Below are 26,730 nucleotides of genomic sequence, written 5' to 3'. Positions count from 1 at the left end.
GTGCGCTTTGCTGTTACTGCCCCATTGTGCCCATCATCGAGATATTGTGTGCCGATGGGCCGATCAGGATCACCAGAAGAGGTGGAACCGTCAAGCCCATAGTGGCAAGCGTCATCTTGGTTGGCAACTTGTTTGCGGCTTCCTCGGCGCGCATCACGCGTTTGTCGCGCATCTCGCCTGCATAGACGCGCAGCGCCTCGGCAATCGAGGTGCCGAACGTCTGCGACTGGATCATCACGGTCACGAAGGACGACACATCCAACACGCCGCAGCGTGTCGCCATATCGCGCAGAACACTGGTGCGATCCTTACCGGCCTTGACCTCGTAAGACACGATCTCGAACTCATCGGCGAGCGAAGGGTAGGAGACGCGCAATTCCTTGGCGACGCGAATGATCGACTGATCCAGCGATTGACCGGCCTCGACGCAGACCAGCATCATGTCGAGCGCGTCTGGAAACGCCTCCTCGATCTGTTGCTGGCGTTCGCCAACACGGCGCGTCACCCAGTATTTGGGCAGCATATAGCCCGCGGCCCCTGGCCCGATGGTATACATGACCGTCTGCTGGGTGGTGAACTCCTGGTCACCCGCAACAAAGGTCACATAGACAAAACCCAGAACCAGCCCCAAAATCCCCAATGCGAACTGGGCAAAGTGATACATGCGCACCGCATCGCGGGACTGGTAACCGGCCTGGGTCAGCTTCAGCTGAATGGCCGACAGCTCTTCCACGTCCTTGGGTTCGAGGAAATTGGCAAATCGTTCAAGCTGTTCGTTGCGGCCCGCCTGGCGCAAACGCTCTTGCTGTTTGGGCTGCGTGCGATTCGCATCATTGGCGCGGCTGAGCTTTTTCAGCGGATCCTCGCGCTGGTTGAGCATGAACGGAATGGTCAGCAAGATCATGAAAAGACCCAAGCCGCCTACCACGATCAATGGGCCGAACGGGCCCAGTTGCTGGGTGAGAAAGTCACCGATTGAGGTCAGAAAATCCATGAGTGTCTCCTCACACCTTGATGTTGGTCAGCCAGCGCATGACGATCAGGTTCAGCGTCAGCGTGATGCCCACAAAGAAACAGGCGGGAATGAAATAGGGGTGGTCCAGCACATCGTCGTAATAGTTGGGCGCGGTGATCTGGATGACGGCCAGACAGACAAGCGGAAAGGCCGAGAGGAACTTGCCGGACCATTTAGCCTCGGCCGTGATCGCCTTGACGCGGCGAAACAGGCGAAAGCGTGACCGAATAACCTTGGCCAGCCCTTCGAGGATCTCGGCCAGGTTGCCGCCCGATTGCTGCTGGATGCCCACCGCAACCGACAAAAAGCGCAGATCCTGCATGTCGAGCCGTTCGGCCATTTCCACCAGCGCTTCGGCCACATCCCGGCCATAGGCGGCTTCATCGGCGATGATGCCCATCTCGGTCGCCAGCGGGTCCGGGACCTCCTTGGCGACAATCTGAATGGCAGAGACGAACGGGTGACCGACACGAAGCGAGCGCACCATCAGTTCGACCGCATCGGGCAATTGTTCTTCGATCAGGGCAATCCGTTTGGTGGCCTTGGAGTTGACCCAGAAGTAAACCCCGCCGATGCCGATCACGGCCGACAGCGCGATGCGGACCGGGGTGTCGGTCTCGGTCCCGACGGACAGTCCGACAAAGGCAAAGATCGCCAGCGCGAACATGATCATGATCAGTTGGCGCGGCGTGAAGGCGATGGCGGCTTTCTGGGCGCGTTCGGCCAGCAGAGAATAAAGCGGGATCGACCGCGACTTCATATGCTGCTGCATCTCCTTGCGGAGCTGTTCGAGCACTTGCTCGCGGCGCGCACCCTTGTCCAGCATCTCAAGCCTGCGGTTGACGCGGCTGTTGAGGCTGATGGATTTGCCAAAGGCCACGAGATAGAGACCTTCGACCAGTACCAGAACGGCAATGAAGATCAGGCCGTAAATGATTGGTTCCGCACTCATAACCGGTCCCCTTACCCCATAACCGTGGGTTCATAGATCGATGCGGGCAGGTCATAGCCCCACATCTTGAACCGGTCTGAAAAGTGGCTGCGCACACCGGTGGCGGTGTAATGGCCGATGATCTTGTTATCCGGCGTCAGCCCGACGCGCTGATAGCGGAAGATCTCCTGCATTGAGATCACGTCGCCCTCCATGCCGGTGATCTCGGTGATCGAGGTCATCCGGCGCGAGCCGTCCTGCAGGCGTGAGGCCTGAACGATCAGGTTTACGGCGGACGAGATCTGCGACCGTACCGCCTTGAGCGGCATTTCGATCCCGGCCATGGCGATCATGTTCTCCAACCGGCTGATACCGTCGCGGGCGTTGTTGGCGTGGATCGTGGTCATCGATCCGTCATGGCCGGTGTTCATGGCCTGAAGCATGTCGATCACCTCCTCGCCGCGGGTCTCGCCCACGATGATGCGGTCCGGGCGCATCCTGAGCGCGTTTTTCAGACAGTCCCGGGGGGAGACCTCGCCCTTGCCCTCCACATTGGGCGGACGGCTCTCCATCCGGCCCACATGGACCTGTTGGAGCTGGAGTTCCGCCGTATCCTCGATTGTCAGGATCCGTTCGGAATTGTCGATGAAGGAGCTGAGCGCGTTAAGCGTGGTGGTTTTCCCCGAGCCGGTCCCGCCCGAGACGATCACGTTCAACCGGGTTGCGACGGCGGCCTGCAAGTAGGCCGCCATCTCTTCGGTAAAGGCGCCAAAGCGCACCAGATCGTCGATGCCCAGCTTGTCCTTTTTAAACTTCCGGATCGACACCAGCGACCCGTCAACGGCAACGGGAGGCACCATCGCGTTAAAGCGCGATCCATCCGCCAGACGGGCGTCCACATAAGGGTTCGACTCGTCCACCCGACGACCGACAGCCGAGACGATTTTGTCGATGATCCTGAGCAGGTGTTTCTCATCCTTGAACGTCACATTGCTGAGTTCCAGCTTGCCCGCGCGTTCCACGAAGACCTGATGCGGCCCGTTGACCAGGATGTCGTTAACGGTCTCGTCCTGCAGCAGCGTCTCAAGCGGGCCAAGGCCGGTGACCTCGTCGTAAAGCTCTTTGTTGAGCGTCGTGCGGTCTTCGCGGTTCAGCACGATCCCCTTCTGTTCGAGGATCTCCGACGCGATGGAGCTGATTTCGTTGCGCAGGTCGTTCTCGGTCGCGTGCTCAAGCGCCGCGAGGTTGAGGTTTTCCAAAAGCGCGCGGTGCAGCTCGGTCTTGATCTCGCCCATCCGCTCCTTGCGCTTGCGCTCTTTGTCCATCGGCGCGGCCTGGGCGGGCTTTTTCGGCATCGGCCTGCGCATTGAAACCTGTTGGCCCACCTCTGCCGAGGGCTTCAACTCCGTCACGTTGTTGACCGGGACCTCTTTGGCGGATGCCGGTGCAGGGGTCGATTTTTTGTATTTGGAAAACATCTCACATATCCCGGTGGTGTTGCTCAGGCCGCTTCGGCCGGGCTTTGACCCAGTTCAAAGAGCGATACGGCGAGTTTGGCGATTTCCTTGCGCAGCGGATTCTTGGCCGCCGATGTCGAAAGCGGCAGACCATGGTCGCAGGCCTGCATGACCTGCTTGCCGCCATCGGGCATTTGCAGATCGATAGAGATCCCAAGGCTTTCGCCCATGCGCTTGACCCGGCCCTTGCCGCCCAGATCGGTGAATTTCGGGGCCCGGTTCAGCGCAAACCGCAGTTTGTTGAACGGCAGATCCTCCGATTGCAGCGCCCGCTTGAGGCGCAGCGCATTCTGGGCCGACCGCATGTCCAGCTCCAGCAGCGCCAGATAGACATGGGCGGCCTGCAGGATCGTCTCGGTCCATTGCACCAGGGTCGAGGGCATATCGATAATGACATAATCGAAATGGCTGCGCGCCATGTCGAGGATGCGGCTGATATCCTCGGGTGAGATCAGATCGAGCGGGATCATATCGCTGGGCGCGGTCAGCACCTGCAATCTGTCCTCAAAGCTGACCAGGGCCTGACCGAACACCTCTTCGTCCAGATTGTCGGTATCCGACAGCATCTCGAACACCGCCTCGCGGCGGGGCAGGTCAAGATAGGTCGAGATCGAGCCGAATTGCAGGTCCAGATCCAAGAGGCAAACCTTGGGGGGGCTTTCATCGCCCAGATTGGCCAGTTCCCACGCCAGGTTCGTCGCAATGGTCGAGGATCCGACACCCCCCGCAAGGCCATGAACCACGATCAGCGCGCCGTCCTTGGACGATCCCGAGCGCAACTGTGATCCGGCCTGCTGCTTGGGCGGTTCGGGAACGTTGCGCAGATTTTCGATGGCGGTGTGCAATTCCTGCTCGGGCAGGGGGTAGGGGACAAACTCGTCCGCCCCCTTGCGCAGCAACTGGTGCAGGGCGGCAGGTGTCACATCTTCGGCGATCAGGATGACCTTGATGCCGCGTTTCTTGGCCTCGGTGATGATCTGGCCCAGAAGAACGAGGTTCTCTTCATCTTCCTGATCCATCGCCAGGGCGATGAATTCCAGCGTTTCGGCATCGGGCTGGTTGAAAAAGGCGAGGGCGTCGTTAAAGCTCAGATCGCCCCAGGCCTCGCCCACGGCGGCTTCCATATCTTCGATCAAAAGATCGAAGAGCTGCACATCCCGGCAAATGGTGCAGGCCACGATGGGGCTTTGGTCCGGTTGCGGCATTCCGCTGCTCATTGCCTTCGTCCTTATGTCAGGAACATGACAGTCAAGCGATGCGGTGGCCGTAATGCCCCGCCTTTGCCCAGTTGCCCGTTCTATTCCGACCCGTGGGAGAACGCACGCCCCCCTTGGAGATGAAATGTCGCGGCAAATCAGGGCGATATTGCGGCCAAAAAGCTTCGATTCTGAGATTTGTGAACGATACCGGCCTAAACGCCGATATTGTGTCGCCTATTCGGACAGAATGGCGGTCGAGGCGCCCAGGGTGGTGGAAGCGGTGGCGCTATCGACATACTCACGATAAACGATCTGGGCGTATTTGCCGTCCAGAACCCGTGGGTGGGAGGCGACAAAGCCCGAAACCTCGGTCACGGTCCGGCGATTCCGGCGCTCGCGGTTCTGGGTTACGATCAGGGGCTGGGTCTCGCCGAACGACACCACAGCCTCCAGGCGTGACCGGCTGATCCCCTGGCTGCCCAGGTAATGCACCACCGCGCGCGCCCGGCGCAGTCCAAGGCGTTTGTTGAACGCGTTCGATCCAACCAGATCGGTATGGCCATAGACGCGGAAGCGCACCTCGGGGAATTGGCGGATCCATGCGGCCTGCTTGCGCAACGTTTGACGTGCCGCTTCATCCAGAACCGCGCTGTTGAACGCGAAATTCACGGTCGACGGCACCTGTTCCGCAAACCGCTCGGTCAGGTCCAGAACGAACCCCTCGGCGCCGGTATGCACCATCATATTGTTCATCGTGGCGTTGCCGAAACTGCCACCGTCGATCTGCACGCCCGCTTCGCTGAAAAATGTGGTGCCGATCGGACCTGTCGCGTTCGGGCTGCATGCGCTCAGTGCCGCGACGCTGGCGCCCATCATAAGGCCGGGGATCAGTTTGTGTGTCATTGGATCAATCCATCACATAGCCGTAAGAGCCGCTGAAGTCCTGTTGCGCCACTTCGCCGGCCGCGCCACGGACGCGGCGTTCGCCACGGGCGGTGCGGCCGAACAGAAACAGTTCCTGTTCGGTCGGGGGTTTGATCCTGTCGGTCGGCAGCGCCAATGCCTCGCCCCGTGTCGGCGTGACCAGATGGGCGGTGATGATGATCACCAGTTCGGTTTGGGCGCGCTGATAATCGGCGCTGCGAAACAACGCCCCCAGAACAGGAACGTCCCCAAGCCAGGGCAATTGACGGTTGTTGTCGAGGAAATTGTCCTCAATCAGGCCGGCAATGGCAAAGCTCTCGCCATCGCGCATCTCGACGGTTGTCGAGGTTTCACGCCGCGAGAAGGCGTCGATTTGAAACCCGTCGATGGAAATGCCGTTGGTCGGATCGATATCCGACACCGCGGCCATCATCTCGAGGTTGATCGTGTCCTTGTCCACCACCCGCGGGATAAAGTTGAGTTCGATCCCGAAGGGTTTGAATTCAACGGTGATCGCGCCGTCTTCCTGGGCAATGGGAACGGGATACTCCCCGCCCGCAAGGAATTTGGCCTCCTGTCCCGACAGCGCGGTCAGGTTGGGTTCGGCCAGCGATCGGACCACCCCTTTTTGCTCAAGCGCTTCGAGCAGCAATCCAACGCGCAGTGACCCGGCGCTGAACCCGAAAAGAACCGCTCCAGCATTGTCGTTGCTGGCCGGAATCTGGCCGTTGAACGCATTCGTCACAGCACCCGAGGTATTGAGCGAATTGGTGCCGCCGTCGATGCCGACATCGCTGCCGAAAATCGCGCCATCCAGCGCCAGTGAACTGCTCAGCGCCTTGGACACGGTGCGTTGCATTTCGGCGAACCGCACCTTGAGCATCACCTGCTGGACGCCGCCGACGCTCATCAGGTTCGACACCCGCTCGGGCGCATAGCGCTCGGCCAGATCCAGGGCGCGTTGCAGACGCTGGCTGCTTGAGACGGTGCCCGACAGCACGATCCCGTCATTGGCGGTGCGGACCTCGATCCGTTCTCCAGGGAGGATCTGGCCCAGGCGTTCCTTGAACTCGGTCACGTCGGCGGCGACCTTGACATCGACATTGGTGATCAGCTGGCCCGCCCCATCCAGAAGGGTCAGCGTGGTCAGGCCGGGCGATTTGCCCAGCACATAGATGGTGCGATCCGACAGCGACGAGATATCGGCGATACCCGGGTTGGCGATACTCAGTTCGGCAAACGGCACATCGCTTTCGACGACAACCGCACGGTTCATCGGCACGCTCAGCGTGGCCGCGGTTCCTTTTTTGACGACCCGCAGGGTTTCAGCCTGTGCCGTGCCTGCCAGCGGTACACAGATGACAGACAGCCCCAACAGGGCTGCTTTGAGCGAATTTCTGATTGTCATGTGACCTGCCTCTCCGATCACGCCTCTGATGACGGGTCTTTGCGCCCGCATTACAGTCACTGTGCGCCAGTTTCATTTTTTTTTCAAGAATCAAACATTTCTCGGGCGTCGCTGATGTGTGGAACGCGCAACAATGGCGACTGAAGGCTTTTATCCACAGCACCGGTCAGGCTGTGGAAAAGCCAGGATGCGTGTACAGCCTGGCTTTCTAAGTAACTGATTTTATGAGATTTATGGGCTAGTTGGTGCAAGGAATGGCGATTTCGACCACTTCAGCACCGCGGCGGGTTCTGATCGTGCACACCCGCTCTCTCTCGGGTTCTGCTTCAACCTCGAGTTCCGCAAGTCCCAGCAGGGACCGCTGATCAACCTCGATCGAGGCGCTGACGGTGTCATCCTCGGCCCCCAAAAGCGCCAGAGACAAACCACCGCTGCTTTGGGCTTGGGCCAGTTTGGCCACCTGATCGGGGCGCACCGCCACGGTCACGGTGCGGGCGATCAGCGCGCCATCCAGGTCTCCCCCTGCCGTCTGGTCGATGGCGATCAGGGTAATGCCGGATTCGATCAGCTTGGTTACGTCGCCCCGATCGTCATTGCCCGGTATGCGCCCGGTCCAATAGATGTCGACGCGGTCACCCGGCCGCAGGAAGCCTGACACGCCCGAGGCCACATCGACCCGGATCGCAAAAGCGCGCATGCCTCGTTCCAGGCGGGAGATCAGGCCCGCATCTTCGCCTGGCTCGGTCACCTTGACGGCCATGATCGCCTCGTCCTTTTCCATTGCGCGCAACACGAACCGCTGGCGCGTGTCATCCGCGGGAAAAAGCGTCTCAACGCTTGTGAACGAGCCTTCGGGGACGGCATTGGCGGGCCACCGTACCGCCCGCACGGCGTCAGGCCGCAGGATCTCGCCATAGCGCAGCGGCGCGTCGGCCACCAAGACCTTGACCGTGGGTACGACCGCCTGACGCGAGGCGCGTTCCTTGGCCAGTTCCGTCTGATACGCGTCGATGTAGTTCTTGGCCATCATCACAGCGCCGCCTGCCAGCCCAATTCCAACCAGCAAGACCAATCCAAATACAAGTCGCATTGCGTCGCCTTTCCAACTGTGCCCGCCCGTTTGTCACGGATCGGTGTACATTTCTGTCTCTGGGGCAGGATTGTAGATGGGGAATGTGGCGAAATAGGTTCGTTGCTGCGGAGCCTTGATGTTCATTCGCCCACCATCACCGCCCGTTAGAACCCTGCGTCGGGATCTATGCTGGTGATTGCGTTTGCCGTGCCCGTTCCGACACTGCCGCTGCCGCCTTCAACCGCCACGATAACGGCGCCGCCGAACCCGACAATCAGGGCCGTCAGCACAACCCAATCGATGGTAACTGCACCGTCTTCCGATCGCAGCAATGATCTGATCTTGTTAAGCACGGGATACCTCATCGAAGTCAGCAGATGCCTGAGAGTGACAAAGGGCCGCTCCTCGACTGAGAAGCGGCCCCTTGTATCCGTCACATGAACGGTCGGCTTTAGAAGCCAGCGTCGACGCTCACGCCACCCAGTTCGTCTTCGATCGCTTCGGACAGGTCCTCTGCGCCGCCTTCGATGGCGGTGTAGGCCGCGCCGCCCAGAGCCACAACAGCGGCGGTCAGCACAACCCAGTCAACAGTTACGGCACCGTCTTCGTCTTTGCGGAAGTTTTTCAGAAAGTTCAGCATTTTCGTCCCTCCAGGAAGGTAGGTTAAAGTTTGCTCGACCCGCCCAGTTCAATGTGCCGCTCTCTCACAACCGGCACGGTGCGTTTCGATGAGGACACTTAAGCCCGCGGATTGGGGCGTGAATGTGGCCAGGGTGAGAATTTTTCGCGTCAGATTAACTTTTCGTTAGAAAGTTGGGGGCATATACGCGGATTGTTGCGATTTTCGGGCTGTTATTGGCGAAACTCGGCGCAAATCCACTGGCCCTGGGGGCGAGATTCGTTGACACTTGACAAAAGCCGGGTCGAGCAGCAGGTCCAAATCAATGTTTCGCACAGTTTTCATTGCGGGTTTGTGCCTGGCGGTCGCTGTTTTCGCGGCAGAGCCCGGGGCCGCAGAGGTCACTACAGGGGGGTTCGAGGCCAAACGGGTCAAGCCACCCGCTCCCGGCACAACACAGCGCATCACGGTGCAGATCCCTCTGCGGGCCAATCCTGCCGTCCCGCCCCCTCCACCCGGAACAGACCCTGCACCAGAAGTTGGCGTGGCCCCCGAAGTGAGCCCGACAGCGCCAAACACCCTTCTCGGGCGCTATGCGTGGTTTTGGGACCGTATCTCTCCGACAATCGAAAGCAGCGGGCCTGGGCGGCTCGATGCGGCGATGCAAACGCTGATGGGCGCGACGGATCCTGTGGGCGCCCCCCGGCTTCAGCATTTGCAGGACATCGCGCGGGCGCATGGTGTGGATATTCTGACAAGTACCATTGGCACCCAAGTGTCACCGGCCCTTGTTCTGGCGGTGATCTCGGTCGAATCCGGTGGCCAGCGGGATGCGGTCAGCTCTGCCGGGGCGGCCGGGTTGATGCAGTTGATGCCCGACACCGCGTCGCGTTTCGGTGTGGATGATCGCACCAGCGCGCCGGAAAACATCGCGGGCGGGGTGCGATATCTCGACTGGCTGATGGAGGAATTTGCGCGCGATCCCATTTTGGTGCTGGCCGGATACAATGCCGGTGAAGGGGCCGTGCGCAGCCATGCAGGCGTGCCCCCCTTTGCGGAGACACGTGACTATGTCCCCAAGGTGCTGGCCGCCTTTCAGGTGGCCAAGGGGCTCTGCCTGACCCCGCCCGAGCTGATTTCGGATGGCTGCGTCTTTACCGGAATGAACTAGAGGCAAAGACGCCAGGCCGTGGATGGGTCTTAGACGTTAAAGACGTCCGCCCATTCGGGGTGTTTGACGCGCTGGGCGTTCACGAACGGGCAGAGCGGCACGATCTTCCAGCCTTCGGCCCGCGCCACCGCGACCAGATGAGCAACCAGTGCTGCGGCGGCGCCGGTGCCGCGCAACGCGTCGGGCACGCCGGTGTGATCGGCGATCCGGGTGCCGGGGGACAGGATGGAAAAGGTCAGTTCCGCCTCGTGCCCCTCATGGGTCAGAAAGAACCGGCCCTTCTTGCCGTCCTCTTTGCGCTGGATATCGAATGCGGCGGCCACCGGCGTCAGTCTACGATTGTGGCGAGGGTGGCGGCACGCAGCTCATCCTCGGTCACGCCCTCGGCGGTCTCGACGATCTTCAAACCGCCCTCGACCACATCCAGAACGCCCAGATTGGTGATGATGCGGTCCACCACGCCCTGACCCGTCAGCGGCAGGGTGCAGGCGGGAAGAACCTTGCTGTCGCCATGTTTGTTGGTGTGATCCATAACCACCACCACACGGCCCACACCTGCCACCAGATCCATCGCACCGCCCATGCCCTTGACCAGCTTGCCCGGGATCATCCAATTGGCGAGATCTCCGTTCTCAGCCACTTCCATCGCGCCCAGAATCGCCATGGCGATCTTGCCGCCGCGGATCATCCCAAAGGAGGTGGCACTGTCAAAATACGAGGTATGCTCCAGCTCGGTGATGGTCTGCTTGCCCGCGTTGATCAGGTCGGGATCCTCCTCACCCTCGATAGGGAAGGGGCCCATGCCCAGCATGCCGTTTTCCGATTGCAGCGTCACCTCGATCCCTTCGGGGATATAATTCGACACCAGCGTGGGAATCCCGATCCCGAGGTTCACATACCAGCCGTCCTGAAGTTCCTGTGCCGCGCGTGCGGCCATTTGATTGCGATCCCAAGCCATTTTGGTGCCTGTCCTTATGTGTTCATCTCCGACGCACCGGCCGGTACGTCGATTGTCACCACCGACCCGGCCGCTCCGCGACCCAGTTGCAATGTGCCTTCGAGCCCTTCGATCAGCCCGGTCAGGACCCGGCCGCCGACGGAATTGCCATTGGGCCAGGAAACGGACTTGGGGATGCCCACACCGTCATCGGCCACGATCAGACGCAGACCGCCCTCGCTCAACCGCGACATGCGCACCTCGACAAGGCCGGTGTCAAGCCGCATGAACGCGTGTTGATAGGCATTGCTGAGGACTTCGGACATCACGAGCCCGACACGTGTCGCCACTTCGACGGGCACACTGAGCGGCTCGATCTGAAGGCTCATGCGGATGCCGGGCGACCCATCGACATGGGCAATGGCGCAGGCGATCCGCGACAGAAAGCTGCCCAGCTCAACGGTATCCGCATTTGACCGCGAGTCCGACAGCTTCATCTCTTCATAGAGCAGTTGCAGCGTCTCGATCCGGCGGGAGAGGGCGATGAAGTCCTCCGGCGCGGTGGTCTCGCGCGATTGACGTCGGATCATGTCGATCACCATCGACAGATCTGCCTTGACGCGGTTTTGCACCTCGACCATCTGGCGGCCGATCCTTTCGGCCGTGGCATCGATATCGGATTCGCGGATCTCCTTTTGAATACCCACGAAATACTGGCAATGCCCTCTGGCATCCTTGACCGGCGCCACGATCAACCGGTTCAGAAACGGCTCGCCATTGGCCCGGTAATTCAGGATATCGACGGTCACATCCGTCTCGCGCCCGATCGCATCGCGCAGGCGATCCACATCGGCTATGTCCGTGTCCTTGCCCTGGAGGAACCGGCAATTGCGCCCGATTGTGGCGCTGCGGGCATAGCCGGTCATGCGCTGAAACGCTTCGTTCACATAGATGATGGGATTGTCTTCAAGATTTGGGTTGGTCAAGATCATGGAAACATCGGCACGGGAAAACCCTTCCAATGCGCGATCTTCATCCAACAGCTGTGCGACACTATCGGGCATGTCAGTCACCTCAGGCGGCCCTTACCGTCCTTTGTTCGATACGTTTTTCATGCTCGCCCTGGATCAGCCGATGAACGTAGATGCCGGGCAGGTGGATGGCATCGGCATCCAACTCACCGGGTCGCACGATCTCTTCAACCTCCATCACGCAGACCTTGCCGCACATCGCGGCGGGCGGGTTGAAGTTGCGCGCGGTCTTGCGGAAGATCGCGTTGCCGGTGGTGTCAGCCTTCCAGGCCTTGACGATCGAGAGGTCGGCAAAGATGCCGCGTTCCATGATATAGGTCTCGCCGTCGAACTCCTTGTGCTCCTTGCCTTCGGCAATCACGGTGCCCACGCCTGTCTTGGTATAAAAGCCCGGAATACCGCAGCCCCCTGCGCGCATCCGCTCGGCCAAGGTGCCTTGTGGGTTGAATTCCAGCTCCAGTTCACCGGACAGATACTGGCGCATGAACTCCGCGTTCTCGCCCACATAGGACGAGATCATTTTCTTGACCTGGCGCGTCTGCAAAAGAATGCCAATTCCGAAATCGTCGACGCCCGCATTGTTGGATGCAAATGTCAGATCCTTTGCGCCATTTTGCTTGATCGCATCCAACAGCAATTCCGGAATGCCGCACAGACCAAAGCCGCCTGCCGCAATGGTCATCCCGTCAAAAAGCAGCCCGTCCAACGCGTCGGACGCATTCGCAAAAACTTTCTTCATGTGTGCTCCCTTGGCTGCCCGATATACCCGAGCGCAATGTGGCATAAATCAAAAAATCGCCCCGGTCCAGATCGGAGCGTACAATTGCAGATTGTGAATAGGAATAGGCGATCCGCAGACGCCGTGCAAACGCCAGACATGCGGTGCTTTTACGCAGTCTGGCGCTGTGACGACATTAACCTTTTGCCTTGGCCTTGCGGGTGGTTTTTTTGCGCGTTCCCTTCTTGGGCGCCTTTTCGGCAATAAGCTGCACGGCCTGATCCATGGTCACGGCACTGGGGTCGATTTCCTTGGGCAGCGTCGCGTTCACCTTTTCCCATTTGATGTAGGGACCGTATTTGCCATCCATGACATTCACCGGACCGCCATCGGTGGGATGTTCGCCCAGTTCGCGCAAGGGCTTTGCGGCCTTGCCTCGGCCGCCTCGGCTGGCCACCTTTTCGGCCAAAAGCTGCACCGCACGGTTCATACCCACGGTGAACACCTCATCCAGGCTTTCGAGGTTGGCATTGGTGCCGCCGCGATCCGATGTGCTTTCGGCGTGTTTCAGATAGGGACCATAGCGCCCGATATTGGCCCAGACCGCGATGCCATCCTCGGGGTGGTCGCCCACCTTGCGCGGCAGCGACAAGAGCATCAGCGCGCGCTCCAGCTCCAACTCCTCGGGCGGCCAATCCTTGGGGATCGACTGACGCGGCGGTTTGGGCGTCTCTTCGGTCGCCGCGCCGCGCTGAACATAGGGACCGAACCGGCCTTTGAAGACGCGGATCTCGTCGCCCTGATCCTCGCCCAGAAGCTTGCCATCGGGAGGGATCGCGCCATCGTCCTCGGCACCGGGCGGGCCAAAGGCCCGGGTATAGCGGCATTCGGGATAGTTCGAGCATCCGATAAACGCCCCGCCCGACCGCGCGGTGCGCATGCTCAGCCGACCGGCACCGCAATTGGGGCACAGACGTGGATCGGTGCCATCCTCATTGGGCGGGAAGAGATGCGGCTCCAGCACCTCGTTGATCTTTTCCAGCACATCGGTGATGCGCAGTTCAGATGTCTCGGCAATGGCGGCGGAAAAATCGCGCCAGAACCGGTCCAGCACGGTCTGATAGTCCCGGTTCCCGGCCGAGACATCGTCAAGCTCTTCCTCCAGCGAGGCGGTGAAATCATAGCCTACGTATTTGCGAAAGTAATTTTCCAGGAACGCGGTGACCAGACGGCCCTTATCCTCGGGGAACAGCCGGTTCTTGTCCTTGCGCACATAGCCGCGATCCTGGATCGTGGTCACGATCGATGCATAGGTGGAGGGGCGCCCGATGCCCAGCTCTTCCATCCGTTTGACCAGCGTCGCCTCGGTATAGCGGGGCGGGGGCTGGGTGAAATGCTGCTCGGGCGTGATGGTGCGTTTCTCGGCCGCCTCGCCCTTGGCGATCTGCGGCAGGCGTTTGTCGTCGTCATCCACGACGCTGTCATCGCGGCCTTCTTCATAGACTCGCAGAAACCCGTCAAACAGAAGGACCTGACCGGTGGCGCGCATCACGACCTGACCGTCCCGGCTGCCCACATCGACAGTGGTGCGTTCCAGACGTGCGGCCTCCATCTGGCACGCGATGGTGCGTTTCCAGATCAGATCGTAGAGCTTGCGCTGATCGGCCTCCAGATTGAGGCTGGCGGCATCCTTGCTCATGACCGTGGGCCGGATGCATTCATGCGCCTCCTGCGCATTCTTGGCCTTGTTCTTATAGATCCGCGGGCCGGACGGTACATACTCCGCGCCATACCGATCCTTGATCGCGGCGCGCGTTTCGGTCACGGCCTCGGGGGCCATATCGATGCCGTCGGTCCGCATATAGGTGATGTGCCCGGCCTCATAGAGGCGCTGCGCCGTGCTCATCGTCTGGCGCGCGCCCATGCCGAATTTGCGGCTGGCCTCCTGTTGCAGGGTGGAGGTCATGAAGGGCGCGGACGGGTTGCGCGACGCCGGTTTGGCCTCCACCGATTGCACCGCCAGATCGCGGGAGGTGATCGCCTGCACAGCCAGTTCGGCCTGGGTCGCGTTTTCGATGTCGTACCGGTCAAGCTTCTTGCCTGCCAGAACCGTCAGCCGCGCTTCGTATTCCTGGCCACGTGGGGTCGCCAGAATGGCCTTGACCGACCAGTATTCACGGGCGCGAAACGCCTCAATCTCCATTTCGCGCTCGACGATCAGGCGCAGGCAGACCGATTGCACACGGCCCGCCGATTTCGCACCCGGCAGCTTGCGCCACAGCACAGGAGAGAGGTTGAAGCCCACCAGATAATCCAGCGCGCGGCGCGCCAGATAGGCCTCCACCAGCGGCATGTCGACCTGGCGGGGGTTCTTCATCGCCTCTTCGACCGCCGCCTTGGTGATTGCATTGAAGGTCACGCGGCTGACCGGGGTGTCCTTCTTGATCGAGCGGCGCTTGGTCAGCGCTTCTTGCAGGTGCCAACTGATCGCTTCGCCTTCGCGGTCGGGGTCCGTGGCCAGGATCAACTCGCCATCCTCGGCCAGCGCGTCGGCGATCGCTTTGACGTGTTTTTTGCTGTCGGATGCCACCTCCCAGGTCATCGCGAAACGGCTGTCGGGATCGACGGATCCATCCTTGGGCGGCAGGTCCCGGACATGACCGTATGAGGCCAGGACGGTGTATTCCTTGCCCAGATACTTGTTGATCGTTTTGGCTTTGGCCGGAGATTCCACAACAACTACGGGCATTTAGGGGGCAACCTCATCTTGAACGAATGGCGCGGTGTATGACGGCGCAAAATGTGGGGTGCAAGAGGCTATTGTCAATGAGCCGCGTGATGCGGCACTTTGGGTATGGTTATGGGGACAGGTGTCATGCGTTGGATTTTGATTGTCTGGGTGGTCTGGGCGGGGCCCGTTTCGGCTCAGGGCTACAGCACGCCCGAGCGGGGCACGGCCCTGCGCGCGGCGCTGATGGATGCGATCCGGCCCCATGCGGAATGGATGCTGGGCACCCCGGTTCAGTTCGTCGTGCGTGACCTGCGCGTGGCGGGCGACGTGGGGTTCGCATCGCTCAGCCCTCAGAGACCCGGCGGCGCCGAGATCAACCTCGTTCAGACACCCGGCTATGCGCGTGGCGCGCTTCATGCCGGGGCCGACGGCAATGGGGCCGCGATGCAGGTGCTGTACAAACGTGCGGGCCAGACCTGGGTCGCGGTGCATTGGGTGATCGGTGCGACGGATGTCTGGTGGTCCTATCCGCCGCTATGTGCCGAGTACCGCGCGGTCACGCCGGAGGTGTGTTGAACCCGGTCAGCCTACCCGCGACAAGAGCCCCCCTGGCCGTCGCAGGATCTTTCCATCCAGTTCGAGATCCGTCAGCGCCGGATTGACCTGTCTGGCTGGGGTTTGGAGGTCGCGGATCAACTGATCTTCGGCCACGGGCGAAGGGCCAAGCCGGTCGAGGATCTGCTGATGCAAGGCTGCGGTCTGCGCCAGTGTCCGTGTTTCGACAGGCGGGGGCGGGATCGGGGCCAAGGGCGGATCTTCGGCCCGGGCCGGATCAACCGCCAGCGCCTCTGTCACGTCGTCGGCGCTGCGCACCAGATGGGCGCCATCGCGGATCAGCTGGTTGCAGCCCGAGGCGCGCGCGTCGAACGGGTGTCCTGGCACGGCCATAACCTCGCGGCCCTGATCCAGTGCGTCGCGCGCGGTGATCAGGCTGCCGGATTTTATCGCCGCCTCGACCACGATGACGCCTTGGGACAAGCCCGAGATGATCCGGTTGCGGCGCGGGAAATGCCGCGCCATCGGCTGCAATCCCATCGGTTGTTCCGACAGCAGAACGCCCTTTTGCCTGAGATCGCGGGCAAGACCGGTGTTTTCGGCTGGATAAATCACATCCACGCCTCCGGCCATCACCGCAACGGTGCCCGTTTTCAACGCCGCCAGATGCGCGGCTGTATCGACGCCGCGGGCCAGGCCGGACGCCACCACGAAGCCGCGCGCGCCCAGATCGTGGGCCAGGGCGCGCGCCATCCGCGTTCCCAGTGACGAGGCATTGCGCGCCCCCACGATCGAAACCGTCTCCCGCTGCAAGAGCGAGACGTCACCCAAAGCCCAGAGCAACGGGGGCGCATCCGTGAGTGTGCGAAGATGCGTTGGATAATCTGCCGAACCCAGGAACAAAAGCTGCGCTTTGGCGGCTTTTGCGGCCCTGAGTTCGGCGTCTATCACGCCGGCTGGGCATATTTCATATGCATCCAACCCGGCCTGTCGTGCCACTTCAGGCAGCGCGGCAAGCGCGTTTTGCGCCGTGCCATACTCCGCCATAAGCCGATGAAACGTGGCCACACCGACCCGGCGAGAGCGCAAGAGGCGAAGCCATGAAAACCGGTCTTCTTCCGTGGTGGGTGGGAGTGGGGGGTGAGTGGAAGAATAGTGTTCCTCGGTCATCCATCGCTCCGCCTTCTTGCAGAATCGTTTCTAAGCAAGGGTGGTTAACGGGGAATGAATCCCGTCAAAAAAACCACGTCTTTCCGAAAATGCTTTTCAAAGGGCGGGTATTCCTTGGGATCGGTTACAGGCGGCGGGCCTTGTGTTTCAACGCGCGCCGCTCTGGGTGTCAGGCGGCCGATCCGCCGACCGTCAGCCCGCCGATCAGAACCGATGGCTGGCCTACACCGACCGGCACCCACTGGCCCTGCTTGCCGCAATTGCCCATGCCCGGATCCAGCGCCATGTCATTGCCCAGCCCGCGGATCTGTTTCAGCGCCGTGGCCCCGTCGCCGATCAGCGTGGCGCCTTTGACGGGTGCGCCCACCTTGCCGTTCTGGACCCGGTAGGCTTCGGTGCAGGAAAACACGAACTTGCCGTTGGTGATGTCGACCTGACCTCCGCCGAATCCCACGGCATAGATCCCGTCCTTGAGATCGGCCACCAGATCGCCGGGATCGGCCTCGCCGCCCAGCATATAGGTGTTGGTCATGCGCGGCATCGGCGCATGCGCATAGCTCTGGCGCCGCCCGTTGCCGGTGGGGGGCACCCCCATCAGCCGCGCGTTCTGGCGATCCTGCATGAACCCCACCAGCACGCCATCCTCGATCAAGATGTTCTTGCCCGACGGCGTGCCTTCGTCATCCACGCTGATCGAGCCGCGCCGATCCGGGATCGTGCCGTCATCCAGAACGGTCACGCCGGGAGCTGCCACCTGCTGGCCCATCAGCCCGGCAAAGGCCGAAGAGCCCTTGCGGTTGAAATCCCCTTCCAGGCCGTGGCCTACCGCTTCATGCAGCAAGATGCCCGGCCAGCCGGGGCCCAGCACCACATCCATCACGCCTGCAGGCGCGGCCTCGGCCTTGAGGTTGACGATGGCCACGCGCAGCGCCTCGCGTGCCTTGGCCTGCCACTCCGACGGCGCGATCAGCCCGTCCAGACCGACGCGTCCGCCGCCGCCCGCGCTGCCGGATTCGCGGCGCCCGTTCTCTTCGACGATCACCGACACGTTCACCCGGGTCATCGGGCGGACATCGGAGACCGACACACCGTCAGGGCGCAGGATCTCGACCTCCTGAAGCGAGGCTGCCAGCGCGGCCGAGACCTGGACCACCCTGGGATCCAGCGCACGGGCAAAGCTGTCGATTTCGCGCAGCGTCTCGATCTTGACCGGGAACTCCACGCCTGAAATCGGGTCCGCGTCGGTATAGAGCCGCCGGTTGGTCGGTTGCGGCGCCTCGGCCCAGGTGCCGCCGCCATCGCCCACCGCAAGACGCGCGGTCTCGGACGCGCGGAGCAGGGCGGCTTCTGAGATCTCGGTCGAATGGGCATAGCCCGACACCTCGCCGCGTACCGCGCGCAGACCGAACCCTTCGGACGCGTCAAAACTTGCGGTTTTCAGCCGCCCGTCATCAAAGACAAGCGCCTCGGACCGCCGCCGCTCAAGAAACAATTCGCCGTCATCGGCGCCATCGGTGGCGGCACGCAGGATCGACAGGGCAGCATCGCGAGAAAACCCGTCATGGAACGGGAGGAACGGGGTATGGGACATCGGTCAAGGCCTCGCATTTGATCTGAATCAATAAAAAGCGTCCGTTTGACGCAAGTTGCGCTCTTTATCTGTCAGATGGAATATGGTTTCTACCGCGCCAAGGACAAATGGTGAGGGGTGCGCCCGAATCTCCTCCCGATCTCACAGGACGCGATCAACCGGTCAGGACAGAACACACTATGAAGAACGCTTTTTCGCTTGCTGGGCTGCTGACGGCCCTTTCCACCGTGCCTGCGCTGGCGCAGGATGCCGGCCTCATCGGTAAGCCGATCCCCGGCGGGACAGGGTTTCAACCTGCCGCAACCGAACTGGCGCGGGACCTGCAATCCTTGGACTGGATGCTGCTGATCATCATCACAGTGATCTGCGTGTTTGTGACCGCGTTGATGATCTGGTGCATCGTACGGTTCAACCGCCGCGCCAACCCCACACCGGCAAGCTTTACGCACCACACACCGGTTGAGATTGCCTGGACGGTTATCCCCATCGTCATCCTTGTCTTTATCGGGGCGTTCTCTTTGCCGGTCCTGTTCAAGCAACAGGAGATTCCTGAAGCCGACGTGACGATCAAGGTGACCGGATACCAGTGGTATTGGGGCTATGAATATGTCGATCACGAATTCGGGTTCGACAGCTTCATGCTGGCGCGCGAGGATCTGGCTGACTACGGATATAACGAAGACGAATACCTTCTGGCGACCGATACCCGCGTGGTGGTTCCGGTGGGGCAGACCATCGTGATGCAAGTCACCGGTGCCGACGTGATCCACAGCTGGACGATCCCCTCCTTCGGCGTCAAGCAGGACGCGGTGCCCGGTCGTCTGGCCGAGCTGTGGTTCAATGCCGAAGAGGAGGGCATTTTCTTTGGACAGTGTTCTGAGCTTTGCGGCAAGGACCACGCCTATATGCCGATCACCGTCGAAGTGGTCAGCCAGGAGGAATACGAGATCTGGCTCGAAGGCGCGATCGAGGAATACGCGGGCAAGCCGCTTGAGTACCGCGTGGCATCGAACTGAGTATTGATCCGGCGTCGGGAAGATCCCCCCGCGCCGGAATTTCTGTCTAAAGGCGTGGACGTCCCGCGCCCGATCCGGAGCCTGAGATGACCGACGCAAGCTTGAACGGACAGACCCAGCAGGGCGAAGCGGAGTTTCGCGACTTCTTTGCGCTGCTCAAGCCGCGTGTGATGTCGCTGGTGGTCTTCACCGCGCTGGTCGGTCTGTTGGCGGCACCCGTCGGTGTGCATCCGATGATCGCCTTTGCATCGATCCTGTTCATTGCGGTTGGGGCAGGGGCCTCGGGTGCGCTGAACATGTGGTGGGATGCCGATATCGATCGGATCATGCGCCGGACCAAGGGCCGCCCGATCCCGGCGGGCAAGGTCGATGGGCAGGATGCGCTCCATATCGGGCTTGGCCTGTCCGGCCTCTCGGTGGTGATGCTGGCGCTTGCGGCAAATCTGCTCGCGGCGTTTCTGTTGGCGTTCACCATCTTCTTCTATGCCGTGATCTATTCGATGTGGCTCAAACGCTCGACCCCGCAGAACATCGTGATCGGCGGCGCGGCGGGCGCGTTTCCGCCGGTGATCGGCTGGGTTGTCGCCACCGGCACGATGAGCTTTGAGCCCTGGCTGATGTTCGCGCTGATCTTCATCTGGACACCGCCGCATTTCTGGGCGCTGGCTCTCTTCATGCGCTCGGACTACGATGATGCGGGCGTGCCGATGCTGACCGTCACACATGGCCGTCGCACGACACGCAATAACATCCTGGGCTATACCGTGCTGTTGGCGATCCTCGCCGTGGGCACGGCGTTTACGGCGATTGGCGGGCCGATCTATCTGGCGGTTGCGGTGGTTTTGAACGCGCTCTTCCTCAAAGGTGCCGTGGAGATCTGGCGCCGCGACGAAGCGATGAGCGAAGCCGACAATTTCGCGGTTGAAAAACGCTTCTTCCGGCTGTCGCTGCTCTATCTCTTCCTGCATTTCGGCGCTATCCTGGCTGAGGCCACTTTGGCGCCGTTCGGTCTGGGAGGCTGGTGATGGCAATCCGCGTTGAACATGAACTGCACAAACGCCGTTTTGGCAGGAATCTTGGCGTCGGTCTGGTGCTGGCTGCGCTGATTGCGATTATCTTTGGACTGACCATTGTCAAGGTTACGAGCGGTCCGGTGGCCAATGCGCAAGGGGAGATCATCAATAGATGAAGATGCTGAACGGGATGGAAGCCAAGAAAAAGACCGTGGTTCAGGCCGTCGGTGTTGTCTTTGTGATGGGGGCGCTGGCATGGGCGTCGGTTCCGTTTTACGACTGGTTTTGCCGCGTGACCGGATTTGGCGGGGCCACCGATGTAGCCGAAACGGGCCCCGAGGACATCCTGGACAAGACCATCACCGTGCGCTTTGACGCCTCGCTTGAGCGGGACATGCCATGGCAGTTCCGTCCGGTCGAGCGGGAGATGGAACTGCGCATCGGCGAAACGGGCCTTGCATTCTATGAGGCCTACAACCCGACCGACCGGCCGGTGGCGGGTTCGGCCAGCTATAATGTGACACCGTATGAGGCGGGCGGGTTTTTCTACAAAATCCAGTGTTTCTGCTTTGAGGAGCAGGTACTGGAACCCGGTGAGCGGGTCGAGATGCCTGTCACCTTCTTCGTGGATCCCGAGATCGTCACGGATCGCGACGGCAAATTCGTGCATACGATCACGCTGTCTTACACATTCTACGAGATCGACCTGCCCGAGAGCTATGCGGCCCTTGAGGCGGCCCCCGATACAACAACAAACTGACGCACGCAGCTGAGGGACAATTCACATGGCGCATGCAAAAAACCACGATTACCACATTCTGAACCCCTCGATCTGGCCGCTGCTCGGATCGATCGCGGCCTTCGTCATGCTCTTTGGCGCAGTGCTGTGGATGCACGGGGTGACACCGTTCATGTTCTGGATCGGTTTTGTCGCCGTGCTCTACACCATGTTCGGCTGGTGGTCCGAGGTTGTTGTGGAAAGCCGTCAGGGCGACCACACGCCGGTGGTGCGGATCGGCCTGCGTTACGGCTTTATCCTGTTCATCATGTCCGAGGTGATGTTCTTTGCCGCCTGGTTCTGGTCGTTCTTCAAACACGCCATCTATCCGATGAGCGAGTATGTCGGCACCGAATATGTGCAGCCCGAGATCTATCATGTGGACGCGTTCCACCTGCCGTTGATCAACACGCTTGTGCTGCTGCTCTCGGGCTGTGCGGTGACCTGGGCGCACCACGCGCTGGTGCATGAAAACGACCGCAAGGCCTTGGTGAACGGTCTGGCCATCGCGGTTGTTCTTGGCATCGTATTCACCGGCCTGCAGGCTTACGAGTATTCCTATCTGCTGTACAAGGGCTGGGAGTTTGGGGCCGACAAGTTCTACTCCAATTTCTTCATGGCCACCGGCTTTCACGGGTTACATGTGATCATCGGAACGATCTTCCTGGCGGTATGCTGGCTCAGGGCGGTCAAGGGGCACTTTACCCCCGAAAAGCATGTGGGCTTTGAGGCGGCTGCCTGGTACTGGCACTTTGTCGATGTGGTCTGGCTGTTCTTGTTCTTCGCCGTCTACATCTGGGGTGTCGCACAAATGCCGGGGACGCATTAGCGCCCAACCGGATGATCCGAGGTCTGAAAGAAAGCGCGCGGCCTCCGCGCGCTTTTCCCATCCAAGGGGGTGATCGGCTGCAATGCGCCGTCTCATGTTTCTTGTACTGTTTGGCCTGACAGGCGCGGGGATTCTGATCTCTCTGGGCGTGTGGCAGGTTCAGCGTCTTGCCTGGAAGGAAGGGGTGCTGGCCCAGATCGAGGCGCGCCTCGTCGACGCTCCACTGCCCTTGCCTGCCAGCCCCCGCGCCGAGGTCGACCGCTATATGCCGGTCGAGGTCACGGGCAGTTTCCTGCCTGGCGAGTTGCATGTGTTGGTCTCGATCAAGCGGGTGGGGCCGGGATATCGCATCATCGCTCCGTTCGAGACGGCCGAAGGGCGGCGCATCCTGATTGATCGCGGTTTCGTACCCAGCGACGCCAAGGAGACAGCGCGCAGCGCTGAACCCGCGTCGATCGTCGGCAATCTTCACTGGCCGCGGGAAACAGACAGTTGGACACCCGCGCCGGAGCTTGCAACCAACACCTGGTTTGCCCGCGATGTGCCCGCGATGGCAGTTGCGCTGGACACCGAGCCGGTTCTTGTGATCGCCAGGTCGGAAACAGACCCCGCCGTGACGCCGCTGCCCGTGGACACGGCTGGCATTCCCAACGATCACTTGCAATACGCGATCACCTGGTTTTCGCTGGCCGCGATCTGGTCGGCGATGACGGTCTATTTCCTGCGGCGCTCGCGCGCCCAACGACAAAGCTGACGGATCATGGAATACATCTCGACCCGGGGAACCGCCCCCAAACTGACATTCGCCGAGGCGATGCTGACCGGTCTGGCGCGTGACGGCGGCCTTTATGTGCCCGCAACCATCCCGCAGATGAGCCATGCCGAGATCGCCGCCCTTGCAGGTCAGCCATATGAAGAGGTCGCCTACCGCGTCATGCGGCCGTTTATCGGCGACAGTTTCACCGATGACGCCTTTCGTGGTGCCGTCGAACGCGCCTATGCCGGGTTTGGCCATGCCGCCCGGGCACCGCTCAAGCAGCTCAATGAAAACCACTTCCTGCTGGAGCTCTTTCACGGGCCCACGCTCGCGTTCAAGGATTTCGCGATGCAGCTTATCGGCCAGCTCTTCGGGGATGAGCTGACGCGGCGCGGCCAGCGGGTGACCATTGTCGGTGCCACCTCTGGCGACACCGGCTCGGCCGCGATCGAGGCGTTTCGCGGGATTGAGGCTGTCGATGTTTTCATCTTGTACCCCCATGGCCGGGTCAGCGAGGTGCAGCGGCGCCAGATGACCACGCCGTCCGAGGACAATGTGCACGCCTTGGCTGTGGATGGAGATTTCGACGATTGCCAGGCCCGGCTCAAGGATATGTTCAACGATTTCGCCTTTCGCGACGCGGTCGGGCTTGCTGGCGTGAACTCGATCAACTGGGCGCGGGTGTTGGCACAGGTGGTCTACTATTTCTCTTCCGCTGTCGCCTTGGGCGCGCCGCACCGCAAGGTCAGTTTTGCCGTGCCCACGGGCAATTTCGGCGACATCTTCGCGGGTTATATTGCGCGCCGCATGGGCTTGCCGATCGACCGGCTGGTGGTGGCCACCAACCAAAACGACATCCTGCATCGCTGCCTGTCGGGGCACGGATATCACAAGGGCGAGACGATCCCCTCTATCAGCCCGTCGATGGATATCCAGGTCAGCTCGAATTTCGAGCGCGCTCTGTTTGACGCCTACGGTCGCGACGGCGGGGCCGTGGCGCAACTGATGGAAGAACTGAAATCGGGCGGGTTCGAGGTGAGCCAGGGCGCCATGCAGGTCTTGCAGGACATCTACGCCTCGGGCCGGGTGTCGGAGGACGAGACCAAGACCGCCATCGGCCACTGGTTGACTGCCACCGGAGAGCTTCTGTGCCCGCATTCCGCCATCGGCGTGAGGGTGGGCGAGGCGCTGCGCAACCCCGACATCCCGATGATCACGCTGGCCACCGCGCATCCGGCGAAATTCCCCGCCGCCGTGGAAGAGGCCAGTGGCGTGCATCCGCCCCTTCCCCCGCGCATGGCGGATCTGTATGACAGACCCGAACGCGTGACCCGGATCGCAAATGATCTGGGCGCCCTCGAAACCCATATCAGGGAACATCGCCTCAAGTGACCGTCCAACAACATACTCTTCCCAACGGGTTCCGCATTGTGACGGAACATATGCCCAGCATGAAATCCGCGGCCATCGGTGTCTGGGTCACAGCAGGCGGGCGCCACGAACGGATCGAACAGAATGGCATCGCGCATTTTCTGGAACATATGGCGTTCAAGGGCACGACCCGGCGCAGCGCCTTGCAGATCGCCGAGGCGATCGAGGATGTGGGCGGCTATATCAACGCCTATACCAGCCGCGAGGTCACGGCCTATTACGTTCGGGTTCTGGAAAATGATGTGGCGCTGGCGCTGGATGTGATCTCGGACATCGTGCTGAACCCGGTGTTCGACCCAGCCGAGATCGAGATCGAGCGTGGGGTCATCCTGCAAGAGATCGGCCAGGCCTATGACACGCCCGACGACGTGATCTTTGACTGGCTTCAGGAAGAAAGCTATCGCGACCAGCCGTTGGGACGGACCATCCTTGGCCCGACCGACCGGGTGCGCGGCTTCTCACGCGACGATCTGGCGGGATTCGTGGGCGAGCATTACGGGCCGGGGCAGATGATCCTGTCGGCCGCCGGGGCCGTGGATCACGACGCGGTCGTTGCGCTGGCGACACGCTATTTCGGAGGGCTGGACGCGCGTAAGGGGCTCGAGGCGCAGCCCGCAAGCTTTGTCGGGGGAGAGGCGCGCCATACCAAGGACCTCGAACAGGCCCATTTCGCATTGGCCTTTGAAAGCCCGGGCTATCGGGATGACGCGATCTACACCGCGCAGATCTATTCCAGCGCATTGGGCGGCGGCATGTCCTCGCGCCTGTTTCAGGAGATCCGCGAACGGCGGGGTCTGTGTTACACCATCTTTGCCCAGACCGGCGCTTATGCCGATACCGGTACCACGACGATCTATGCGGGCACTTCTGGCGATCAGATCGCCGAACTGGCGCATATCACCATCGACGAGATGAAACGTGCCGCCGATACGATGAGCCCCGAAGAGGTCGCGCGCGCGCGCGCCCAGATGAAGGCCGGCATGCTGATGGGCCTGGAAAGCCCGTCCAACCGGGCTGAGCGTCTGGCGCGGCTGGTGCAGATCTGGGGCGAGGTCCCCAGTCTGGACGATACGATAGCGCGGATCGACGCGGTCACCACCGGCGATGTGCGCGACTTTGCGGCGCGCATGGCGACGGACGCGGCTGCGGCGTTGGCGCTCTATGGCCCAGTCGCAGATGCGCCATCGCTGGACGCGCTTTGCCAGAGGCGTGCGGCCTGACGCGCGACGCCCCATGCTTTTGTCCAAACGCAAGCTCAAGATCGAGACGGAACGGCTGACCTTGCGTCCGCCCACGCATTCGGATTTCCGTGCATGGACGGCATTGCGGCGGGACAGTCAGGAGTTTCTGGTTCCCTGGGAGCCGGAATGGGCCGAGGATCATCTGACGCGGAAATCCTTCACCAATCGGGTTTATTGGGCGACGCGGTCGATCAGCAATGGTACCGCGATGCCGCTCTTTCTGATCCGTCGGTCGGATGAGGTGCTGATGGGTGCAATCACGCTCGACAATATCCGCCGCGGTCCCGCGCAGGCAGGTACGCTGGGCTATTGGACAGGTCATGCACACACCCGCCAGGGGTTCATGCGCGAGGCGATCGAGGCGGTGGTCTACTACGCCTTCAGCCGCCTGGATCTGAGCCGGATCGAGGCGGCGTGCCTTCCCGAAAACAAAGCCTCACGCGGGCTTCTGGAGGCGTCGGGGTTTAAATATGAGGGTGTGGCACAATCCTATTTGCAGATTGCCGGACGCTGGCGGACGCATGTGCTCTACGCCGCGCTGCGCTCGGACCGGCGTGGAAAGACGGGCGTGGGTTAACGCCGGTCACAAGATCTTCGAAGGCGCGCTCTTTGGCAGGGCGGTCATTTCCGTATTTGGAAAGAGAAGAAACAGGGGGTCAGCTCCCCGAGATGCCCATGTGTTGCACTTGTGGACCGGGATCAGCCTGTGCTTCTTCTGGCTTCAAATATTCCCGGGGGTTTGGGGGCTGGCCCCCAATCCTGTCTGCTGAAGCGTTTCGGCCTGAACCTGAATCGGGGGGGTCCCATGAGGGTTGAGATGTGAGCCATCTTTACAGGGAGGATGGATCATGTCAGCCCCGTTGCCATGAGCGCTCCGGGCGCGGTTTCAGACGTACATTGAAGAAGGGTTAAACGGGCGTGCGGCGGCATTGCGCCTGAAGGTTTCGCCCGCCACAGGGGCTAGATGGGCGCGTCAGGTTCGGCCCAAGGGCCATGCGCGGCCCCCAGCGCCGGGACCTCCGCCGGGCGCGGACAACCTGTCAACCGCCCGGGGTTTTCTGGGGCCACCGCCGGCA

The 26,730-nt window shown here is 61.3% G+C and carries 27 protein-coding genes; 11 read left to right on the top strand and 16 right to left on the bottom strand.

Annotated elements, in window-relative coordinates:
• Positions 1–13 precede the first annotated feature (13 nt).
• From HEP69_RS02515 to HEP69_RS02475, 9 genes are all read right to left on the bottom strand, one after another.
• A complete protein-coding gene (locus HEP69_RS02515) occupies positions 14–994 on the bottom strand; it encodes a type II secretion system F family protein (RefSeq protein ID WP_290556947.1) in 981 nt (326 codons plus the stop codon).
• A gap of 10 nt (positions 995–1,004) precedes the next feature.
• Positions 1,005–1,967 carry a type II secretion system F family protein gene (locus HEP69_RS02510; RefSeq protein ID WP_290556946.1) on the bottom strand — a complete coding sequence of 321 codons (963 nt, stop codon included), beginning with the start codon at positions 1,965–1,967 and terminating at the stop codon, positions 1,005–1,007.
• An 11-nt stretch (positions 1,968–1,978) separates the two neighbouring features.
• Positions 1,979–3,424 carry a CpaF family protein gene (locus HEP69_RS02505; RefSeq protein ID WP_290556945.1) on the bottom strand — a complete coding sequence of 482 codons (1,446 nt, stop codon included), beginning with the start codon at positions 3,422–3,424 and terminating at the stop codon, positions 1,979–1,981.
• A 23-nt stretch (positions 3,425–3,447) separates the two neighbouring features.
• Positions 3,448–4,680 (bottom strand): AAA family ATPase, encoded by a 1,233-nt coding sequence (locus HEP69_RS02500; RefSeq protein WP_290556944.1) that lies wholly within the window; start codon positions 4,678–4,680, stop codon positions 3,448–3,450.
• 216 nt (positions 4,681–4,896) lie between these two features.
• Complete coding sequence (locus HEP69_RS02495; RefSeq protein ID WP_290556943.1) at positions 4,897–5,565, bottom strand: OmpA family protein; 669 nt, start codon at positions 5,563–5,565, stop codon at positions 4,897–4,899.
• 4 nt (positions 5,566–5,569) lie between these two features.
• A complete protein-coding gene (locus tag HEP69_RS02490; RefSeq protein WP_290556942.1) occupies positions 5,570–6,994 on the bottom strand; it encodes a type II and III secretion system protein family protein in 1,425 nt (474 codons plus the stop codon).
• Between the two features lie 238 nt (positions 6,995–7,232).
• On the bottom strand, positions 7,233–8,084 hold the full coding sequence (gene cpaB / locus HEP69_RS02485; RefSeq protein ID WP_290556941.1) for a Flp pilus assembly protein CpaB: 852 nt from the start codon (positions 8,082–8,084) through the stop codon (positions 7,233–7,235).
• 146 nt (positions 8,085–8,230) lie between these two features.
• Positions 8,231–8,419 carry a hypothetical protein gene (locus HEP69_RS02480; RefSeq protein WP_290556940.1) on the bottom strand — a complete coding sequence of 63 codons (189 nt, stop codon included), beginning with the start codon at positions 8,417–8,419 and terminating at the stop codon, positions 8,231–8,233.
• Between the two features lie 98 nt (positions 8,420–8,517).
• Positions 8,518–8,706, bottom strand: coding sequence for a hypothetical protein (locus tag HEP69_RS02475; RefSeq protein ID WP_290556939.1), 189 nt, complete (start codon positions 8,704–8,706; stop codon positions 8,518–8,520).
• Positions 8,707–9,010: 304 nt separating this feature from the next.
• Between HEP69_RS02475 and HEP69_RS02470 the strand changes: the two genes are divergently transcribed.
• Positions 9,011–9,856, top strand: a complete 846-nt coding sequence (locus HEP69_RS02470; protein ID WP_290556938.1) for a lytic transglycosylase domain-containing protein — start codon at positions 9,011–9,013, stop codon at positions 9,854–9,856.
• A 29-nt stretch (positions 9,857–9,885) separates the two neighbouring features.
• On the opposite strand, the gene HEP69_RS02465 is transcribed toward HEP69_RS02470, so the two are convergent.
• The 5 genes from HEP69_RS02465 to topA all read right to left on the bottom strand — a co-directional run bounded on the left by HEP69_RS02465 (position 9,886) and on the right by topA (position 15,291).
• The gene (locus HEP69_RS02465; protein WP_290556937.1) at positions 9,886–10,179 is read right to left on the bottom strand and encodes a GNAT family N-acetyltransferase; all 294 of its coding nucleotides are present in this window, start codon (positions 10,177–10,179) and stop codon (positions 9,886–9,888) included.
• Between the two features lie 5 nt (positions 10,180–10,184).
• The gene (locus HEP69_RS02460; RefSeq protein ID WP_290556936.1) at positions 10,185–10,814 is read right to left on the bottom strand and encodes a 3-oxoacid CoA-transferase subunit B; all 630 of its coding nucleotides are present in this window, start codon (positions 10,812–10,814) and stop codon (positions 10,185–10,187) included.
• Between the two features lie 14 nt (positions 10,815–10,828).
• The gene (locus tag HEP69_RS02455; protein ID WP_290556935.1) at positions 10,829–11,857 is read right to left on the bottom strand and encodes a PAS domain-containing protein; all 1,029 of its coding nucleotides are present in this window, start codon (positions 11,855–11,857) and stop codon (positions 10,829–10,831) included.
• A gap of 10 nt (positions 11,858–11,867) precedes the next feature.
• Positions 11,868–12,563: a CoA transferase subunit A gene (locus HEP69_RS02450; protein ID WP_290556934.1), complete on the bottom strand. Its 696-nt coding sequence runs from the start codon at positions 12,561–12,563 to the stop codon at positions 11,868–11,870.
• A 175-nt stretch (positions 12,564–12,738) separates the two neighbouring features.
• Positions 12,739–15,291: a type I DNA topoisomerase gene (topA, locus tag HEP69_RS02445; RefSeq protein ID WP_290556933.1), complete on the bottom strand. Its 2,553-nt coding sequence runs from the start codon at positions 15,289–15,291 to the stop codon at positions 12,739–12,741.
• A 126-nt stretch (positions 15,292–15,417) separates the two neighbouring features.
• Here topA and HEP69_RS02440 point away from each other — a divergent pair, with 126 nt between their 5' ends.
• A complete protein-coding gene (locus HEP69_RS02440) occupies positions 15,418–15,849 on the top strand; it encodes a hypothetical protein (RefSeq protein WP_290556932.1) in 432 nt (143 codons plus the stop codon).
• A 6-nt stretch (positions 15,850–15,855) separates the two neighbouring features.
• Here the strand turns inward: HEP69_RS02440 and dprA are convergent, their stop codons facing one another.
• Together dprA and tldD are read right to left on the bottom strand one after the other, a co-directional pair.
• On the bottom strand, positions 15,856–16,998 hold the full coding sequence (gene dprA, locus HEP69_RS02435; protein WP_290556931.1) for a DNA-processing protein DprA: 1,143 nt from the start codon (positions 16,996–16,998) through the stop codon (positions 15,856–15,858).
• Between the two features lie 169 nt (positions 16,999–17,167).
• Positions 17,168–18,589 (bottom strand): metalloprotease TldD, encoded by a 1,422-nt coding sequence (tldD, locus tag HEP69_RS02430; protein ID WP_290556930.1) that lies wholly within the window; start codon positions 18,587–18,589, stop codon positions 17,168–17,170.
• 179 nt (positions 18,590–18,768) lie between these two features.
• Between tldD and coxB the strand changes: the two genes are divergently transcribed.
• The 9 genes from coxB to HEP69_RS02385 all read left to right on the top strand — a co-directional run bounded on the left by coxB (position 18,769) and on the right by HEP69_RS02385 (position 26,231).
• Entirely contained in the window at positions 18,769–19,605 is an 837-nt protein-coding gene (coxB, locus tag HEP69_RS02425) for a cytochrome c oxidase subunit II (protein WP_290556929.1), read from the top strand.
• An 86-nt stretch (positions 19,606–19,691) separates the two neighbouring features.
• Positions 19,692–20,630, top strand: a complete 939-nt coding sequence (gene cyoE / locus HEP69_RS02420; protein ID WP_290556928.1) for a heme o synthase — start codon at positions 19,692–19,694, stop codon at positions 20,628–20,630.
• Positions 20,630–20,794, top strand: a complete 165-nt coding sequence (locus tag HEP69_RS02415; protein WP_290556927.1) for a hypothetical protein — start codon at positions 20,630–20,632, stop codon at positions 20,792–20,794. The genes cyoE and HEP69_RS02415 overlap by 1 nt, the downstream gene beginning before the upstream one ends.
• On the top strand, positions 20,791–21,378 hold the full coding sequence (locus HEP69_RS02410) for a cytochrome c oxidase assembly protein (RefSeq protein ID WP_290556926.1): 588 nt from the start codon (positions 20,791–20,793) through the stop codon (positions 21,376–21,378). The genes HEP69_RS02415 and HEP69_RS02410 overlap by 4 nt, the downstream gene beginning before the upstream one ends.
• A gap of 25 nt (positions 21,379–21,403) precedes the next feature.
• Complete coding sequence (locus HEP69_RS02405) at positions 21,404–22,225, top strand: cytochrome c oxidase subunit 3 (protein WP_290556925.1); 822 nt, start codon at positions 21,404–21,406, stop codon at positions 22,223–22,225.
• Between the two features lie 82 nt (positions 22,226–22,307).
• Positions 22,308–22,979, top strand: a complete 672-nt coding sequence (locus HEP69_RS02400; RefSeq protein WP_290556924.1) for an SURF1 family protein — start codon at positions 22,308–22,310, stop codon at positions 22,977–22,979.
• Between the two features lie 6 nt (positions 22,980–22,985).
• Positions 22,986–24,374, top strand: coding sequence for a threonine synthase (thrC, locus tag HEP69_RS02395; RefSeq protein WP_290556923.1), 1,389 nt, complete (start codon positions 22,986–22,988; stop codon positions 24,372–24,374).
• Complete coding sequence (locus HEP69_RS02390) at positions 24,371–25,633, top strand: pitrilysin family protein (protein WP_290556922.1); 1,263 nt, start codon at positions 24,371–24,373, stop codon at positions 25,631–25,633. The genes thrC and HEP69_RS02390 overlap by 4 nt, the downstream gene beginning before the upstream one ends.
• 13 nt (positions 25,634–25,646) lie before the next feature.
• Entirely contained in the window at positions 25,647–26,231 is a 585-nt protein-coding gene (locus tag HEP69_RS02385) for a GNAT family protein (protein ID WP_290556921.1), read from the top strand.
• Positions 26,232–26,730 lie beyond the last annotated feature (499 nt).

Source organism: Aestuariivita sp., from assembly GCF_021404545.1.
Lineage (GTDB): Bacteria > Pseudomonadota > Alphaproteobacteria > Rhodobacterales > Rhodobacteraceae > Aestuariivita.
The sequence above is the reverse complement of the archived record's forward strand: the minus strand, read 5'-3'. Positions and strand labels throughout refer to the sequence as shown.